Annotated in this window: 16 protein-coding genes and 1 pseudogene; 9 read left to right on the top strand and 8 right to left on the bottom strand. The window is 62.3% G+C overall.

Features of this window, described 5'->3' with window-relative positions; all coding sequences use genetic code 11:
• The 3 genes from DU490_RS17325 to DU490_RS10660 form a co-directional block, all read right to left on the bottom strand.
• A partial coding sequence (locus tag DU490_RS17325) for a hypothetical protein (protein WP_220270486.1) occupies nucleotides 1–202 on the bottom strand: 202 nt, incomplete at its 3' end.
• 1,204 nt (nucleotides 203–1,406) lie between these two features.
• Entirely contained in the window at nucleotides 1,407–2,411 is a 1,005-nt protein-coding gene (locus DU490_RS10655; RefSeq protein ID WP_114574276.1) for a glutathione S-transferase family protein, read from the bottom strand.
• 89 nt (nucleotides 2,412–2,500) lie between these two features.
• Nucleotides 2,501–3,418 carry a LysR family transcriptional regulator gene (locus tag DU490_RS10660; RefSeq protein ID WP_114574277.1) on the bottom strand — a complete coding sequence of 306 codons (918 nt, stop codon included), beginning with the start codon at nucleotides 3,416–3,418 and terminating at the stop codon, nucleotides 2,501–2,503.
• A gap of 100 nt (nucleotides 3,419–3,518) precedes the next feature.
• Here DU490_RS10660 and DU490_RS10665 point away from each other — a divergent pair, with 100 nt between their 5' ends.
• From DU490_RS10665 to DU490_RS10675, 3 genes are all read left to right on the top strand, one after another.
• Nucleotides 3,519–4,370 (top strand): pirin family protein, encoded by an 852-nt coding sequence (locus DU490_RS10665; RefSeq protein WP_114574278.1) that lies wholly within the window; start codon nucleotides 3,519–3,521, stop codon nucleotides 4,368–4,370.
• A 257-nt stretch (nucleotides 4,371–4,627) separates the two neighbouring features.
• Nucleotides 4,628–6,358 carry a peptidoglycan DD-metalloendopeptidase family protein gene (locus DU490_RS10670; RefSeq protein WP_114574279.1) on the top strand — a complete coding sequence of 577 codons (1,731 nt, stop codon included), beginning with the start codon at nucleotides 4,628–4,630 and terminating at the stop codon, nucleotides 6,356–6,358.
• A gap of 146 nt (nucleotides 6,359–6,504) precedes the next feature.
• Nucleotides 6,505–8,337, top strand: a complete 1,833-nt coding sequence (locus DU490_RS10675) for an ABC transporter ATP-binding protein (RefSeq protein WP_258801630.1) — start codon at nucleotides 6,505–6,507, stop codon at nucleotides 8,335–8,337.
• Nucleotides 8,338–8,348: 11 nt separating this feature from the next.
• Here the strand turns inward: DU490_RS10675 and DU490_RS10680 are convergent, their stop codons facing one another.
• The gene (locus DU490_RS10680; RefSeq protein WP_258801613.1) at nucleotides 8,349–9,971 is read right to left on the bottom strand and encodes a murein L,D-transpeptidase; all 1,623 of its coding nucleotides are present in this window, start codon (nucleotides 9,969–9,971) and stop codon (nucleotides 8,349–8,351) included.
• A gap of 192 nt (nucleotides 9,972–10,163) precedes the next feature.
• Here DU490_RS10680 and DU490_RS10685 point away from each other — a divergent pair, with 192 nt between their 5' ends.
• From DU490_RS10685 to DU490_RS17200, 6 genes and pseudogenes are all read left to right on the top strand, one after another.
• On the top strand, nucleotides 10,164–10,892 hold the full coding sequence (locus tag DU490_RS10685) for a murein L,D-transpeptidase catalytic domain family protein (RefSeq protein WP_114574281.1): 729 nt from the start codon (nucleotides 10,164–10,166) through the stop codon (nucleotides 10,890–10,892).
• A 318-nt stretch (nucleotides 10,893–11,210) separates the two neighbouring features.
• A pseudogene (locus tag DU490_RS10690) lies at nucleotides 11,211–12,364 on the top strand (MFS transporter); the annotation flags it as partial.
• Between the two features lie 129 nt (nucleotides 12,365–12,493).
• A complete protein-coding gene (locus DU490_RS10695; RefSeq protein WP_258801617.1) occupies nucleotides 12,494–13,600 on the top strand; it encodes a histone deacetylase in 1,107 nt (368 codons plus the stop codon).
• Nucleotides 13,601–13,663: 63 nt separating this feature from the next.
• A complete protein-coding gene (locus DU490_RS10700; RefSeq protein ID WP_114574282.1) occupies nucleotides 13,664–14,083 on the top strand; it encodes a GFA family protein in 420 nt (139 codons plus the stop codon).
• Nucleotides 14,084–14,135: 52 nt separating this feature from the next.
• Nucleotides 14,136–14,618, top strand: a complete 483-nt coding sequence (locus tag DU490_RS10705; protein ID WP_114574283.1) for a peroxiredoxin — start codon at nucleotides 14,136–14,138, stop codon at nucleotides 14,616–14,618.
• 1 nt (nucleotide 14,619) lies between these two features.
• On the top strand, nucleotides 14,620–14,784 hold the full coding sequence (locus tag DU490_RS17200; protein WP_181870018.1) for a hypothetical protein: 165 nt from the start codon (nucleotides 14,620–14,622) through the stop codon (nucleotides 14,782–14,784).
• A 90-nt stretch (nucleotides 14,785–14,874) separates the two neighbouring features.
• On the opposite strand, the gene DU490_RS10715 is transcribed toward DU490_RS17200, so the two are convergent.
• The 4 genes from DU490_RS10715 to DU490_RS10730 all read right to left on the bottom strand — a co-directional run bounded on the left by DU490_RS10715 (nucleotide 14,875) and on the right by DU490_RS10730 (nucleotide 17,554).
• Complete coding sequence (locus DU490_RS10715) at nucleotides 14,875–15,462, bottom strand: NAD(P)H-dependent oxidoreductase (protein WP_114574284.1); 588 nt, start codon at nucleotides 15,460–15,462, stop codon at nucleotides 14,875–14,877.
• A 138-nt stretch (nucleotides 15,463–15,600) separates the two neighbouring features.
• Nucleotides 15,601–16,650 carry an AI-2E family transporter gene (locus DU490_RS10720; protein ID WP_114574285.1) on the bottom strand — a complete coding sequence of 350 codons (1,050 nt, stop codon included), beginning with the start codon at nucleotides 16,648–16,650 and terminating at the stop codon, nucleotides 15,601–15,603.
• Nucleotides 16,651–16,716: 66 nt separating this feature from the next.
• A complete protein-coding gene (gene arfA / locus DU490_RS10725; RefSeq protein WP_309485737.1) occupies nucleotides 16,717–16,899 on the bottom strand; it encodes an alternative ribosome rescue factor ArfA in 183 nt (60 codons plus the stop codon).
• 199 nt (nucleotides 16,900–17,098) lie between these two features.
• Nucleotides 17,099–17,554 carry a GNAT family N-acetyltransferase gene (locus tag DU490_RS10730; RefSeq protein ID WP_114574287.1) on the bottom strand — a complete coding sequence of 152 codons (456 nt, stop codon included), beginning with the start codon at nucleotides 17,552–17,554 and terminating at the stop codon, nucleotides 17,099–17,101.
• Between the last annotated feature and the right edge of the window lie 153 nt (nucleotides 17,555–17,707).

Below are 17,707 nucleotides of genomic sequence, written 5' to 3' on the forward strand. Positions count from 1 at the left end.
CAGTCGCGATGGAAACCAGCGCTCCAACAGCTGCCTTTTCCTGCCATAACAGGCGACTACCACCCTGTAGGAGTATCTTTAGATCACGACTGGAGGCCGAAGGACTCCCGGCGGTGTTGCCCATGTTGGCGATCACCGCCAACGCCGTAGCCTCCGCCGGGGCGCCTGGCGGCGCCAGTCGCGATGGGAACCAGCGCTCCAACAGCGATTCTCTTCACCAACGGCGCCACACCGCTGTTGGAGGAAGCTTCAGCTCACGACTGGAGGCCGAAGGACTCCCGGCGGTGTTGCCAATGCCGGCGACCACTGCCAGCGTTTCAGCCTCCGCCAAGGCGCCTGACGGCGCCAGTCGCGATGCAGAGCAGCGCTCCAACAGCTGCTTTTTCATGCCACGGTGGCGACCGCCGGGGCGCCTGCCGGCGCCAGTCGCGATGGAAACCAGCGCTCCAACAGCTGCCTTTTCCTGCCATAACAGGCGACTACCACCCTGTAGGAGTATCTTTAGATCACGACTGGAGGCCGAAGGACTCCCGGCGGTGTTGCCAATGCCGGCGACCACTGCCAGCGTTTCAGCCTCCGCCAAGGCGCCTGACGGCGCCAGTCGCGATGCGGAGCAGCGCTCCGACAGCGATCCTCTCCACCAACGGCGCCACGCCGTTGTTGGAGGAAGCTTCAGATCACGACTGGAGGCCGAAGGACTCCCGGCGGTGTTGCCAATGCCGGCGACCACTGCCAGCGTTTCAGCCTCCGCCAAGGCGCCTGACGGCGCCAGTCGCGATGCGGAGCAGCGCTCCGACAGCGATCCTCTCCACCAACGGCGCCACACCGCTGTTGGAGGAAGCTTCAGCTCGCGACTGGAGGCGCTAGCCTCCCGGCGGTGTTGCCCATGTTGGCGATCACCGCCAACGCCGTGGCCTCCGCCGGGGCGCCTGCCGGCGCCAGTCGCGATGCAGAGCAGCGCTCCAACAGCTGCTTTTTCATGCCACGGTGGCGACCGCCGGGGCGCCTGCCGGCGCCAGTCGCGATGGGAACCAGCGCTCCAACAGCTGCTTTTTCATGCCACGGTGGCCTCCGCCGGGGCGCCTGCCGGCGCCAGTCGCGATGCAAAGCAGCGCTCCGACAGCGATCCTCTCCACCGACGGCACCACGCCGTTGTTGGAGTATCTTTAGATCACGACTGGAGGCCGAAGGACTCCCGGCGGTGTTGCCAATGCCGGCGACCACTGCCAGCGTTTCAGCCTCCGCCAAGGCGCCTGACGGCGCCAGTCGCGATGGGAACCAGCGCTCCAACAGCTGCTTTTTCATGCCACGGTGGCGACCGCCGGGGCGACCGCCGGCGCCAGTCGCGATGGGAACCAGCGCTCCAACAGCGACACTATCCATCGACGGCGCCCACCCTTTCTGCTTCATCCCTTCTCTCGGATCCCCTTCCCCGCCAACCGCTCCCGGTCGTGGGGGCGATCGAGTTCGAGCAGAGGACCTGCCGGCACGATGCGAGTGGGATTGATGGTGTCGTGGCTGTAGTAGTAGTGGCGCTTGATATGCCCGAAGTCCACCGTGTCGGCGATACCCGGCCACTGGTAGAGCTCGCGCAGGTAGTTCGAGAGATTCGGGTAGTCCTCGATGCGGCGCAGGTTGCACTTGAAATGGCCGTGATAGACGGCATCGAAGCGCACCAGGGTGGTGAACAGGCGAATATCGGCCTCGGTAAGCCATTCTCCGGCCAGGTAGCGATTCTCGGCAAGTCTCGCCTCCATGCGATCCAGCGACTCGAACAGCGCCAGCACGTGCTTCTCGTACACGGCCTGCTCGGTGGCAAAGCCCGACTTGTAGACGCCATTATTGATGTGCTCGTAGACATCCTCGTTGACCGCGTCGATGGTCTCGCGCAGGTCGGCCGGGTAGAAGTCCAACCGGTTGCCGGTCAGGTGATCGAAGGCATCGTTGAACATGCGCACCAACTCGGCCGACTCATTGTTGACGATGCGCCCTTCGCGCTTGTCCCACAGGGCCGGCACCGTCACCCGCCCGGTGTAGCGGGGGTCGGTCATGGTATAGAGCTGGTGGTGATAGGCAACGCCGTTGACGGAATCGCCGCTCGAACCTTCCTGCTCGTCATAGCTCCAGCCCTGATCCAGCATCAGGGGACTGACATAAGACATGCCGATCAGCGTATCCAGCCCCTTGAGCTTGCTCATGATCAGGGTGCGATGCGCCCAGGGGCAGGCCAGCGACACGTAGAGGTGATATCGCCCCGGCTCAGCGCACAGCCCCGACTGACCCTCGGGTCCGTCACCGCCATCCGCGGTGACCCAGTCCCGCAGCTTGGCGGACTCACGGACGAATTCACCGCCATGTTTCTTGGTGTCGTACCACTGGTCTTGCCACTCGCCGTCGATCAACAGGCCCATCATGAACTCCCGATCAAAAAATTTATCTGCCTTCAGATTAAGCTGATTTCCTCGACCCTCAAGTGCAGTTTTTGGCCACATTCATACGACTACATCGAATCACCTCTCTCTGCATCCGTCGGACACTCGCTGGCAACCGCTCCATGCAGCGCCTTGGCCATGGCATGGGTCGCGGGCCCGGCACGGTCCCGGTCACGAAAAATCAGCTGCATGGGTATTTCTCGAATGCCTCCGGCAGCTAATGCCAGGGCCTTCATCCTGCCCGCTGCCATATCCGCCGCGATTCGGGTATCCGGCAACCAGGCGAACCCCAGGCCGCGTCGCACCATGTCGATCGAAGTTTCAAGATGGCTGACGGTCCAGCGCTGCTCGGCCTTGAGCCAGCCGGCGTCCATCGACTGACGCAGCGCCGAGTCACGCACCACCACCTGGCGATGGCGCAACAGGTCACGCAAGTCAAGCTGTCGATCGAGCAGGTGTAACTGATGCTCGCAGTGCGCCACGGCGATGAAGCGCACGTGGGCCAGTGGCTCGCCGAGAAATCCCTGGGCCGCAAGACCGGAGACGGCCAGGTCGGCGCGGCCATCGTAGAGCATCTCGATGCCCCCGTTGAGCACCGTCTCGTGCAGTTGCACCCGTACATGAGGGTAGGCGGCAGAGAAGCGACTCAATGCCACTGCCAACGACTGGGGAGGAAATATCTGGTCGATCGCCAGTACCACTTCCGCTTCAAGCCCTTCTGCCAGTCGCCCCGCCACATCCTCCAGCGCCTCGGCGCTTTCGATCAGCTGTCGCGCCCGACGCAGTAGCATTGCACCGGCTTCGGTGAGCCTCACCTGCCGCCCCACCGGCTCCAACACCTGCACGCCGAGCTGCTGTTCAAGCTTGTGAACCGCATGGTTCAGCGTCGATGGGCTCTTGTGCACCACTTCAGCAGCTCGAGCAAAGCCACCGTGGTCCACCACTGCCGCAAGCATCTGCCATTGGGCTAGGGTGACGCGAGACATATTCGATTTCCTCGAATGCAGTTTGCAAAACTATGCGCTTAAGTTTCGAAAATTCCGCTCTAGAATGCCAGCTGTATTCCCCGAAACTGGAGTCATTCCCATGGCCGCTTCCCTCGAGACACGACGCATTGCCAATCTCATGCGTAGCCAGCCCAGCCAGGACGGCGACGGGGTCAAGATCCAGCGCATCCACGACTTCGGTGGCGGCCTCGATCCCTTCCTGATGCTCGACGAGTTGGGATCCGACAGCCCCGACGACTATATCGGCGGCTTCCCGCCCCACCCCCATCGCGGCATCCAGACCCTGACCTATATCCTGCATGGCGGACTCACCCACGAGGATCATCTGGACCATGCGAGCACCATTTGCGCCGGTGATGCCCAGTGGATGCACACTGGCCGGGGAATCGTGCACTCCGAGATGCCCCTGACCGATAGCGATGGCCTGCACGGATTCCAGCTCTGGCTAAGCCTGGCTGCCAGGGACAAGCTCAGCCCGGCCACCTACCGGGACGTGCGCAGTGGCGAAATGCCGCACCTGCAAGGCGAACGTGCCGAACTGATAGCGCTGGGGGGGCGCTGGCAGAGTGAGGGCGGCGACGCCGTGGAAGGGCCGCTGGACGCCCTGGCCGGCAAAGGGGGCGTGGGTCACGCTCGGCTATCCGCCGATGGCACGCTGAGCCTGCTCATGGCCGACGAAACCCTGGCAGTCTATGTCTTCGAGGGTGCGCTGACGATCGACGGGCAGCCCGTGAGGGCAGGAGAACTGGCCCGTCTCAGCGAAGGTCAGTGCCTGTCGCTGCACAGCCAGAATGGCGCTCAGTGCCTGATTCTGGCCGGCACGCCCCATCGCGAGGCCATCGTGCATTATGGGCCCTTCGTGATGAACCACCCACACGAGATCGAACAGGCCCTGGCGGATTATCGCAATGGCACCTTCACCGCACCCTGATGCCACCCGGAGAATCGGCACAGCCCTCGTTCTTGCACTCATCCGGGCCAAGGGGTTGTCTTTTCAGGCCCGTTACCGTTCAATGGAAATGTTCCGGAACGGTGTTCGAAAATAGTGACATGGCCCGGGAGAATAGAGACAATTCTCCCGGGAAGCACTTGGCTGTATATTCTTACAGTCTAGGCATGCCATATAGCATGGGTTAAGGTTCCCATGCCTTTTTTTACTCATGTCACTTTTTCATATGGCCGAACACCATGTTGCGAATCCTTCATTCGCTGCCCCGCACGCATAAGTTGTTACTGTTACCCGTTGCCACCATGGTCACAGTGCTGGGCGCACACAAGATCGTCACTCTTGTCGAGAACACCCAGCGACAGGGGCAGATACCCGAAACCGTTCTGTATCCCCTGGCGCCCGAGACCCAGCCCGGTCTCCCCTCGCTAAACAGCGACCGCTACTCGGTAGCCGATGCCATCGAGATCGCCACCCAGACCATCGATGCCACCCGCGGCTACATTCCCCTTTCCCAGCTGAAGCCCACCGAGATCATCGATCTCAGCAGCGCAAGCCTGTCCGGCGACACTCATGGTGAAGCCGCCCCCAAGCTGCTTGCCTCGCCGCCGGGAGTCGAGACGGTCGCCGCCGAACAGGAAGCCCCCAGCGTAGAACTGGTCGCCACCCTGGACTCCGGCGCGCTGCATATGGCCCTGGTCATTGGCACCCTGGCCAGCGGCATGCTGGATGACACCCATACCGACGACGAAGCGCTGGCCGCCGACGCCACCTCCTACGAGGACTATGACGACGCGGAACTGGCGTTCTTCGAGGATGGTCCCGTTGCCTTCGAGCGGGAAATAGACGCCGACGAGCCCTTCGTGCCCGAGTGGCGGACCTATACCGTGCAGCAGGGCGATACCTTCGCCGTACTGGCCCAGAACGAGCTGGGCCTCGGCTACAGCGAAGCGATCGGCTTGCTGGAAGGCCTGCCGGACCAGCGAGTCCTGACCCACTGGCGAGCCGGCAACACCTTCGAGTACCAGTTGGATGAACAGGATCGACTGATGGCCATGCGGGTCATGAAAAATGCCCGCGAAGGTTTCCTGCTGGAACGCGAGGAGGAAGGCTTCGAGGTGGCCACCATCGAGCGTGCCGGCGAGGCCACCCAGCGCCTGTTCGCCGGCAGCGTCAGCGGCAGCTTTGCCCGTTCTGCCCAGGCCACCGGTCTTTCCAGCACCGAAGTCGCCCAGATTTCACGGCTGCTGGAAAAGAAGCTCGACTTCCGCCGTGATACCCGCCGCGGTGACGAGTTCCAGGTATTGATCGAGTCCGACATCATCGACGGTGCCAGCTTCGACTCCCGCATACTGGCGATCCAGTATGAAGGGGCGCGCATGGACCTCACCCTGGTACGCAACAGCGCCGACAACAATTACTATACCCCCGATGGCCAGAGCCTCGACCCTGCCTTCAGCCGCTACCCCTTCGAGGGCAGCTACCGCATGAGCTCCAGCTTCAACCCGCGGCGCACTCACCCGGTCACCGGGCGGGTCAGCCCCCACCGGGGCACCGACTGGGCCATGCCGATCGGCACGCCGGTCCAGGCTCCGGCCGACGGTCGCGTCGAGAAGGTCGGCAACCATCCGGTCGCAGGCCGCTACCTGGTGGTTCGTCATGACAATGGCTATCGTACCCGCTACCTCCACCTGTCGCGTCCGCTGGTCAGCCGCGGCGATCGGGTGTCGATGGGCGAGCGTATTGCACTGTCGGGCAATACCGGCCGCAGCACCGGACCTCATCTGCACTATGAGGTCATCGTCAACAACTCCGCCGTCGACGCCATGAAGGTTGAGCTGCCGGAAAGCCAGAGCCTCGATGGAGAACGTCTGATGGCCTTCCAGCAAGAAGCCGAACCGCTGCTGGCCGTCCTGCGCTCCGGAGAGACCGGCACCGTGGTGGCCCAGGCCTCGGGCAGCGACGACGACTGACCCCACACGCTTCCGTCCTATAACCGACGCCCCGCCAACCGGTGGGGCGTCGGTTCGTTCAGGATAGCCCTGACTGACCAGAACGGACGCTGAGCCAGGCCCTCTTCCGGAGACGTCCCTTGTCCTCGTCCTATTCGCGAACTGCCATTCCGACCCCGCCTCCGGCAGGCAACCGCCTAGGCGCTTTCTTTGGCGTGTTTCGCTACAGCCGGCGAGCGCTGGCCCTGGTGTGGCAGACCTCACGTCCGCTGACCGTTGGCCTGGCCGTTTGCACCCTGGTCGCCGGAATACTCCCGGCTGTCGCCGCCTGGATCGGCCAGCTCATTGTCGATTCGGTGGTCGACGCCATGGCCCACCATCGCGACACCGGCGAGGTCGAGTGGTGGCCGGTGCTGCGCTACGTCATGGCGGAAGGCGGGGTCATCGCCGCCATCGCCATGGCCCAGCGTGGGCTCTCGGGGCAGCAGTCGCTGCTGCGCGCGCTGCTCGGCCAGAAGGTCAACGTGATGATCCTTGAGAAAGCGGGCACCCTGTCACTTGCCCAGTTCGAAGACTCCGAGTTCTACGACAAGCTGACCCGAGCCCGGCGCGAGGCCTCGATTCGCCCGCTCGGCCTGGTCAACAAGACCTTCTCGCTGATGCAGAACGCCATCTCTCTGCTGAGTTTCGGCGTATTGCTGGTGCAGTTCTCGCCCTGGGCGATCCTGATCCTGATGGTCGGCGCCCTGCCGGTCTTCGCTTCGGAGGCCAAGTTTTCCGGCGATGCCTTCCGCCTGTTTCGCTGGCGATCACCCCAGACCCGCATGCAGATGTATCTGGAGACGGTGATGGCTCGCGAGGACAGCATCAAGGAGGTCAAGCTCTTCGGCCTCGAGCCACTGCTGCTCTCACGCTACCGCACCATCTTCGACACCCTCTACGGCGAGGACCGCCGCCTGACCATCCGCCGCGAGACCTGGGGCTTTTTTCTTGGTCTGCTGGGCACACTCGCCTTCTACGGCGCCTACGCCTGGGTGGTGGTGGAGACCGTGACTGGCCAACTCACCCTGGGCGAGATGACCATGTACCTGATGGTCTTCAAGCAGGGCCAGGCGGCGTTCTCGGCGAGCCTCACCTCGATCAGCGGCATGTACGAGGACAACCTCTACCTGTCGAACCTATACGAGTATCTGGAGCAACCGGTGGCCGCCGAGCAAGGCACCCTCACGCAGGGAGCCCGGCCCGGTGATGGCATCCGTTTCGAAGGCGTCAGCTTCACCTACCCCGGTGCCGACAAACCGGCACTGATCCGCATCTCACTGCATGTCACCCCCGGCGGCAGCCTGGCCCTGGTTGGCGCCAACGGCTCCGGCAAGACCACCCTGATCAAGCTGCTTACACGACTCTACGAACCCAGCGAAGGGAGGATCCTGCTCGACGGCAGCGACCTGCGCGACTGGGACGTGCAGACCCTGCGTCGACGCATCGGCGTGATCTTCCAGGACTTTGTGCGCTACCAGATGAAGGTGGGCGAGAACCTGGGGGCCGGCGACGTAGCCTCCTTCGAGGATGAGGCACGCTGGCAGCAGGCGGCTCGCCGCGGGCTCGCCGAGGAGTTCATTGACGCCATGCCCAAGGGGTACCACACCCAGCTCGGCCGTTGGTTCAAGGGTGGCCAGGAGCTCTCCGGCGGCCAATGGCAGAAGATCGCCCTCTCCAGGGCCTATATGCGCGAGAGCGCCGATATCCTGGTGCTGGACGAGCCCACCGCCGCCATGGATGCCGCCGCCGAGGCCGCCGTCTATGACGACTTTCGCCAACACAGCCGGGACAAGATGACCATTCTCATCTCCCACCGCTTCTCCACCGTGCGCGCCGCCGACCACATCCTGGTCATCGACGGCGGCGAGATCATCGAGCAGGGCAATCACGAGACGCTGTTGGCCGCCAACGGCCGCTATGCCCGGCTGTTCCGCCTGCAGGCCAAGGGGTATCGCTGAGGATGCACTTTTCATCCGCCGAGTCGTTGTTGCGATAACGGCCGATCCAGCGCCTGGAGCAGCGCATCGTCGCGCTCGTAGATATCGGGTCGAAAGGCCAGTTGGCCATCTTCGGCCGGGTGCACGGTCCAGTAGTGCAGGATCACCGGCATGCGCTCCGCAAGCCGCACGTTGCGGGTTTCCCCACGGTCGATCTGCGCCCGCACATCGTGGCCGCTGTCGGTGTCGTCGAACAGCAGTTGAGCGAACTCGCCGATATTTTCCACCCGAATGCAGCCAGAACTGGCGGCTCGCTGCTCCCGAGCGAAGAGACCCTGGGACGGGGTATCGTGCAGGTAGACCATATGGTCATTGGGAAAACGGACCACCAGCTCCCCCAGCGCATTATGCGGCCCGGGACTCTGGCGCAGCACGACATTGCCCGGCCGCGACCAGTCGATCTCCCAGGGATCCAGCGGCGCGCCCGAAGGACTGAGCACCTGGATCCGCTCACGCCACAGGTAGCCCAGGTCCCGGCGCACCGCGGGCAGCACGTCTTCACGCAGGATCGTCGGGGGAATCGTCCATGTCGGATTGACGGTCATATGAGTGATCTCGGAGCGTAGCGTCGGTGTGCGTCGATAGGGGCGCCCCACCACGATCCGCGAACGCCAGATTTCCCCATTGGGGCGAAAATAACTGAGCCGATAGCCGGCAATGTCTACCAGCACGAACGATTCCGGCAGTCCATGCAGCAACCAGCGGGCACGCTCCATGTTCAAGCGAATTTGATCGATACGATCAGCCACCGGCACGTTCAAGGCGGCCAGAGTCTGGGGGCCGACGATGCCGTCCCCCTCCAGCAGATGGCGGCGCTGGTAGCGACGCACTGCCGCCTCGAGTTTCGCATCGTAGTACCGCGGATCCCGCCCTTCGAGTACGGCCCCGGGGAAGGCCTCAATGGCGGCAGCCATGAGTTCAACTTCGCCCATGATGGCCAGACGCTCCCGCAACAGCGCAACATCGTCATCGATGTCCCCCGGCCGCAGCGCCTGCTGACGCATGGAAAGGCTCTCCCATCCGCCCAATCGTTCGAGGGTTCGATACCGGGCCAGACCTGAGCGAAGTCGCTCATAGGTCGCATAGGCAGGACGCGCCTCGGCAAAGGCCTGCTCGAAGCGCTGGGCATCGACCACCCGGGACAGGTCAACCGGGTCCAGCTCGACGGCTTCTATCGGGATCTCCCAATCGGGGTCGATGGCGCGTGGATCCACCTTGCCGCGCTGAAGGTGGGCGAGTGCCGTCAGCAGCAACCGGCTGACATGCAGGTCGAATCGCGCCTCTCTCTCGCTATCCCCCTCGCTATCCCCCTCGGCATAGACCTGGCGATGTGTAGTCATCAGGCTATCGGCCTGGTAATCCTGAGGCATGAGCCCATCGCTATCCAGGGTGTGCAGCGCCGCGGCGAAGGCCGCCACCGTCTCGCCATCATGCCAGGCCGGGCGATGGCCGCGAGCGTCGTAGAAGGCCTGCAGGAAAACCCCTTCTTCCTCGGCCAGGCGTGCAATGGCTTGCGATACCGAATCGGCATCGTCCTGGCCGGTCGACGGATCCTCCGCTTGGGCGATCCCCGACACTCCCGACAATATGGCCAATACAAATCCAATTGCGACAAATACCCGCATGATGCACCCCTGATCCGTTGATAAGCTGCCTGGCCTTCCTGGCCCATCTCTTCATAATAGTTTTATCCGGGGCCCATGGATGCTGGCTCCGCAACGATTGCCTGGGTCACGTCGCCGACGGTATTGAGCGGCACGACCTGATGAGCTGCATACAGGCTAGCCATGAACCGACACTTCACGCTATCACGACTCTCCTGCACCGCGCTTGCCACGCTGCTTCTCGCCGCTCCAGCGGCCCAGGCCAGCGGTTTCCTCGCCCAGGCCCTGCTCTCCGAGCCGCAGCATGACGCCTCGCTTGGATACACTCTGACTCGGTTGGCGCCAGATGCCGATCCCCATGTGCTCCAGCTTGCCGCCAATGCCCTGGCCTGCGCCGAACCGAATGCCGAACGCCTGGCGGTGATCGATTTTTCCCGCCCCTCGACCGAGCTACGCCTGTGGGTCTTCGACCTTGCCGAAACTGAGCTGATATTCGAGGAACTGGTCTCTCACGGCCAAGGCTCCGGCGACGCCGAGGCAACATTTTTTTCCAATACACCGGAAAGCCACCAGTCGAGCCTGGGCCTGTTTCGCACCATGAACAGCTACTACGGCCGAAACGGCTATTCGCTGCGCCTGGAAGGCCTCGAGGAAGGCGTCAATGACCTGGCCTACCAGCGCGCCATCGTCATCCACGGTGCCGACTACGTCAGCGAGGCCTTCATCGAGAAGACCGGACGGCTCGGGCGCAGCCAGGGCTGCCCCGCCGTACGCCAGGAAGTCACCTACCCGCTGATCGACAGCATCAAGGAAGACCAGTACCTCTTCGCTTACTACCCCGACTCGGAGTGGCTGGAAAACTCTGCCTTCCTGGCCTGCCAGAGGGACAATCAGCAGTTGGCCATGAATTGACCATGAGCTGAGCGCCGTGCCACCTCCTCACAACCGTAACCTGGCACCGGCAGCACCATCACAGGGCATGACCCTTTCGCACTGCACCCTTGCCGTACTCCGACAGCCGCACCCGCCGCTGCCGGAGCGCGGCAATTCTCTTTTAAGCATATGAAATATAATATTTAAACGAACAGTGGCAAGCCGCTTGCTTGATTCAAATCAACGAGTGGTAGGCGTGAACCAGGCTCTCCGGAGTACGAGTACGTCGAACCTGACCTTCAACGATGAAGGACACGTTCTCCGTAATCGCTACCCATCAAGCGCGAGGCCTGACTCATGGAAATCCTCAACAAAGCCAACAGGATTCGCCTGTTGAACTTCAGTACCCCGCAGATGCGGGCCTTCCACTTCTCGTGGTTCGCCTTCCATATCTGTTTCTTCGGCTGGTTCGGTATCGCCCCGCTGATGGCGGTAGTCCGTGAAGACCTCTCCCTCACCCAGACCCAGATCGGCAACACCATCATCGCGTCGGTGGCCATCACCGTGGTCGTGCGCCTGCTCATCGGCGTGCTCTGCGACCACATCGGACCACGCAAGGCTTACTCAGGCCTATTGATCCTGGGCTCGATTCCGGTGATGGGTATCGGCTTCGCCAACAGTTTCGAGACCTTCCTGCTGGCACGCCTGGCGATCAGTGCCATCGGCGCCTCCTTCGTCATTACCCAGTACCACACCACCATGATGTTCGCCCCCAACGTGGTCGGCACCGCCAACGCCACCAGCGCCGGCTGGGGCAACCTGGGTGGCGGTACCACCCAGATCCTGATGCCGCTGATCTTCTCAGGCCTGCTGATGCTGGGTGTCAGCGAGACACTTGGCTGGCGCCTGGCCATGGTAGTACCCGGCGTGGTGCTGTTCATCACCGGCATCTGCTATTACCGCTTTACCCAGGACGCGCCCAACGGCAACTTCGAAGACCTGCGCGCCCGGGGCGAGCTTCCCCAGGCCAACGGTGACAGCGGTGCCGGCCAGACCTTTCTGGCGGCCGCCAAGGACATCCGCGTCTGGGCACTGTTCGTGGTCTATGCCATCTGCTTCGGCGTGGAACTGACCGTCAACAACATTGCCGCTATCTATTTCTTCGATCACTTCGACCTGACGCTGGCCACCGCCGGGATGATCGCCGGGCTATTCGGGTTGATGAACGTCTTCGCCCGCACCATGGGCGGCATCTTTCCGACCTCTTCGCACGCAACGGTGGGCTCAAGGGCCGGGTGCGCTGGCTGTTCATCGCGCTGGTGTGTAAGGGCATCGCCCTGGTCGCCTTCTCGCAGATGCATGTACTCTCCTACGCCATCGGTATCATGCTGGTGTTCAGCCTGTTCGTGCAGATGGCCGAGGGCGCAACCTATGGCGTAGTGCCCTTCATCAACAAGAAGGCCCTGGGAGCCGTAGCAGGCATCGTCGGCGCTGGCGGCAACGTCGGCTCAGAGGCACCCCCTTCTGCATGAATCCTGCCAGAAAGCGGCATGTCGCCACTTCCTCGGCTATCCTTGGCCCATATGGATATAGCGCCGTGATACCCCACGCTCCCTGCGCCGTCTCAAGGAGTATTGCCAGTGGCAGATGCAACCAAGGTAACCGCCTTCTACGATGAGCGAGTCCTGGCACATAAGCCGGACTCCGATGCCCCTTTCCTCCCGGGGCGCATGGACCGACGTGTGCGCGAACTTCTTTCGGCTCTGAAGGTTCCCTGGGTCTATCCAGAGCACGCCGGGCGACTGACCGCCATTCGACAACTGCTCGAACTCGAACCGGTCCCCGGACTGCAATTCGAAAGCGGCAAAGCCGCCACCCGCGAGCAGTTGGGGCGAGTTCACACCAGCTCCTATCTGGACCATGTTTTCGAACTGCGCGGCCACAATGCCTGGCTCGATGTCGACACCACCGCCGTCTCTCCCGGTAGCGTCGAGGCGGCAGAAGTGGCCGCCGGCACGACCATCGCCGCGGTGGAGGCCGTCATACAGGGGCGAACCCTGAGCGCCTTTGCCCTGGTTCGGCCACCCGGACATCACGCCGAGCCTGTCCGTGCCCGTGGTTTCTGCCTGTTCAACAACGTGGCAGTCGCAGCGGCCCATGCCAGGGCGGAGCTTGGCTGCGAACGTGTTTTGATCGTCGACTGGGATGCCCATCACGCCAACGGCACCCAGGATATCTTCTGGGCCGACCCCGACGTGATGCTCTTCGATATCCACCGTGCCTCCCCCTTCTATCCCGGCACCGGCAACCTCGAGGATGTCGGCGTGGGCCTCGGTGAAGGCACCACCGTCAATGTGCCCATGCCGGCAGGCGCCGGCGACCTAGCCTACCTCAAGGCCTTCGAGGACATCCTGGTCCCCGCCGCAGATTCCTTCCAGCCGGACCTGATCCTGGTTTCAGTCGGTTTTGATCCTCATCCTTTCGACCTGGCGCTCAATGTCTCCTACGAGGGCTTCGCATCCATGACGCGCACCCTGCAGGAACTGGCCCAAAAGCACTGTGACAGCAGACTGGTCTTCGTGCTGGAAGGGGGGTATCACCTACTCTCTCTGGCCCGCGGCGTGAGAACGGTGCTGGAGGTGCTGGCCGGCGGCGAGGTCCCCGAGCCCGGCCTCATCGGCCTGACCGAGGTGGAAGCAGCTGCTGCCTTCCACCGACCGGCCTTCTCTGCGAAGGAACAGGGTTGAAGCGGGGCACAGGCTCAATCATTGCCTGACCGTTACACTGTCGAAAACCGGGAGGAAACGAGGATGGAAGGGATGACCGCGCGCGGAAGCTGCCTTTGCGGTGCCGTGCAACTCGGCGTAGTAGCCCGCAAGCAGAACCTGGGAGCCTGCCATTGCAGCATGTGCCGGATCTGGAGTGGCGGCCCGATGCTTGCCCTGGAGTCGGTCAGTGAAGTCGAGATCGAAGGCGAGGAGAACGTCACAGTCTACGCCTCGTCGGAGTGGGCCGAACGGGGCTTCTGCCAGCGCTGCGGTACCCATCTCTTCTATCGCCTGAAGACCGGCGACCACTATGCGATCCCAGTGGGCCTGGTCGACGGCGGCGAGGCCTGGAGCTTCGATACCCAGATATTCATCGACCAGAAGCCGAACTACTATACCTTCGCCAACGAGACCCAAGACATGACCGGGCAGGAAGTGTTCGACGCCTATCAGGGAGGTTAAACACAATACCGTCTGTCCACTGCAGCCCGACTCTCAACTCAGGAATCATTGCATGACACTCTCTATCGGCGACACCATCCCAGACGTCACCCTCAAGACCAACGGGCCCAATGGCCCGGAAGATATCTCCACCGGCGAACTGTTCGCCAACAAGCGAGTCGTGCTCTTCGCCGTGCCCGGCGCCTTCACTCCCGGCTGTTCCAACACACACATGCCAGGCTTTGTGGTCAAAGCCGACAAGGTGCTGGCGCGAGGCGTCGATACACTGGCCTGCCTCTCGGTCAACGACGCCTTCGTCATGGGTGCCTGGCAGAAGGATCAGAACGCCCAGGCGATTCTGATGCTGGCCGATGGCAATGCAGACTTCACCCGAGCAATAGGCCTGGAGAACGACCGTAGCGCCGCTGGCATGGGCGTGCGCAGCCTGCGCTACGCACTGATTGCCGATGATGGGGTAGTGCAATACATTGGGGTCGATACCGAGCGAGGCGTGGTCGACGAGAGCAGCGTCGACGCGGTGCTGGCGAAACTCTAGCTTGCCGCACTATGGCGTGGCAAGCCAGCCGCCACGCCAGCAAGCCTGGGAACTGCTCTTCAGCAATATGCGCCGCTGCTGCTTGGGCTTCATGCAGGCACTGCTTGAGTCTCAGCTGGGAGACTTGATAGATGACTTTGAACAGCATTTCGTCGTACTGATCTGAGCGGCGCTGCGTCATTGGCTGTCCATCCATGCTATTGCCAGTCAACAGGTCGCCAGTACCCGTATATATCAATCGATACCCGCTTGCGTCCTACTCTGCCTCGGCACCAAGCCCATGCATCTTGCGGAACCACTTCGCGCGACCTCGTTCGCTCATCGACTCGACCCTGCCGATCAGGGTCTCGTGAATAGGAGAGAAGCCGACGAAGCCGAGCACATTACGTTCCAACGACTTGACGCTGTGCGCACGATAGAGATGCCGATAGATCAGTGCAGGCATGCCCATGGTGACGACCAGCCGCGCGGTGCGGCCGGTCAAGCCCTTCTTGCCCATCGGATTACCGTCCTCATACTCGAAGGCGAAACCGGGGCGCATCACCTGTTCGAGGAAGGCTTTTACCAGGGCCGGCATGTCGCCAAGCCAAAGGGGAAAGATCAGCACCAGATGCCGGCACCAGGCGATGGCATTCTGTGCCTCCTGCAAGGCAGCCGGCAGCGGGTCCTCCTTCCATGCCTTCTGGCTGCGCAGCAAGGGGAACTCGAGTGTGGCGATATCGACCACCCGTACCTCATGTCCATGTGATTCGGCACCTGCCCGGTAGTGGTCGGCCAGCGAGTGGCACAGGTGAGCTTTGCCGGCGTCGGGATGCCCCTGGAGGATCAAGATACGCGTTGTCATGGCAGCGAGTGCCCCCCGGAGATTTGCAAGGTCATGCCGTTTTCACACTAATCACAAACCTGCCCATCAGATGTCACCGTCATCAATCATAGGGCTTTACCGGGGGCGCCGCCGCATCAGAGCCATCAACAAAATCGATCATTTCCCTAGCACGTCAACCTTGCTGCCCAGCACATCCTCGATATAGAGCATCTGGACGGCAACGACCGCCACCACGGCGATTGGCGTTGCCAGGATCACACCGGCCAGGCCGGCAACTGCCGCACCGGCAAGCTGTACGATGACGGTGTAGGCAGGCGGCAAGCGCACGACCCCCTTGGCAGCAATCGGCATCACCACGTTCGACTCCAGCGTTTCCACGACGAAATAGAGCAAGATGGCATAGAGCGCCAGCTCAGGCGACGCCAGGAAAGCAATCAGCACGGTGGGGATCATGCCTAGTATCGGCCCCAGATAGGGAATAAAGGTCAGCAGGCCGGCAATCAGCCCCAGGGCTCCGGCCATGGGAACTCCCATGAAATACAGGCCAATACTGATAAAGATGCCGACGAACAACATCGAGATCAGCCGGCTCAATAACCAGAGGCGCAAGGCTCTCCCTTGAGTGACAATGACATTCGACCAGCGTTCGCGAAGGGCGGGTGGAAACAACAGCAAAGCGTTGCTCAGGTACATGGACGGGCTCAGAACCAGATAGATGCCGATCAGCAGAATGAGGAAGAAGCTGGCAATGGCGCCGAAGGTGGAAGTGAAGATTTTCGTGACCTGCTCCAGCAGCGGATTGATGAGTTGGCCTGGCTCCTCCACTTCATCCAGCGCCGCTTCGATACCAGGCAGGCCCAGCAACATGGCCGTGAGTTCCTCCAGCGCCTCAGGCAACTGTTGGATCAGCTGCGGGAACTGTGCCATCAAGGGGGGACCGATAAGGGAGCTCAGCCCCACAAGCAAGAGCACGATCGATAGAAAGGCGAGGGATAGCGTCCAGAACCGCGGGAGCGGCAGGTGGCGGGCAAAAAGCCGCGAAACCCCGTCGATGGACACGGCGACGAGGATGCCGGCGAAAACCAGCAGCATTACGTCGATCAGTTGACCAGCAAAGTAAAGCAGTATCGCCACCAGGGCGAGCAGCCCCACCGCGATAAGCACCTGCCGCGTAAATAGCGACAGGTTCCCGAAGCCATCATCCATGTCAGCTCCTTACTGTTTGTACCAGGCATCCCGCCTGAAGGGGCGAAAGTATCGCGAAACAGCCGATCAGGCCGCTTGGCGATGCTCCCGCCCCTTGCGAGAGTAGCTCCCCTTGCCCTTCCTGGGCTTCTGTTGCCGCATGCAAAACATTGGCGTGCGCAACTGCGCCTTCAATGCGTTGTCACGAATCCTGAGTTTCTTCATCGTCCGCTCCGGTTGCGTGTGTCGCCGCATGAGTCGACCATCCATGACTCAACTCTGAGACTAGCAGATCAGGGGGAGGTTGCATTCTGCGGCTTCGCCGCCACGGGGCTCGCCGCGACCATGCTCACCACGCTGGCTCGCGGCAAAGCTGGGCGCCTGCCAGCGCCGGTAGCGGCGCAAAGCGGCGCTCCAACAGCGGTATTTTATGTCAAGAAGATGCGCTGCCGCGCTGTGGCTGGTGCTTTTACTCCTGCTTCCACTGATACATGATGAAGTCGCTCGGCCCTCCCGTATAACGGTCGTAGAATGCCCGACCCCGCTCATTGAAATGCTGGGTAATCCATCGAATCGTTGGCCATCCGCGGGTTTCAGCAATCTCTTTCAGGCCCTCGAACAATGCACCGGCCGCTCCGCTGCCACGCGCGCCGGGGGCGACAAACATGTCGTCGAGGAAGCCGACTTCGCAGCCGCCCAGGGGCCTGGGGCAGGCGCGCACATGGACGAACCCGACCGCTTTGCCGCTCTCATCCCGAACGAGCATTCCTTCGAGTACGTGCTGGGGGTCCAGCAGCCAACTCCAGACGGTTGCCGCAGTGGCGTCGTCCATTGGTAAGCCGTAGAACTCGGCATAGCCATCGAACAGCTTTCGCCATTCGGTGTTGTCGCTTTCTGTCACGATGCCTGTCTGGAAGGTGGTCATTGCCACTCCTGTCTTGTTGTTCAGGTCTATTGCTCCCATGCGCCGGCAATTTTTGGTTCTACGCAGACTGGCGTGAAGAGGCCGCAGGCCTCCCGGCGGGGTTGCCAGTGCCAGCGACCATCACCAACGCTGTGGCCTCCGCCGAGGCGCCTG

Origin of the sequence: Halomonas sp. DQ26W (assembly GCF_003339685.1) — a bacterium.
GTDB lineage: Bacteria > Pseudomonadota > Gammaproteobacteria > Pseudomonadales > Halomonadaceae > Halomonas.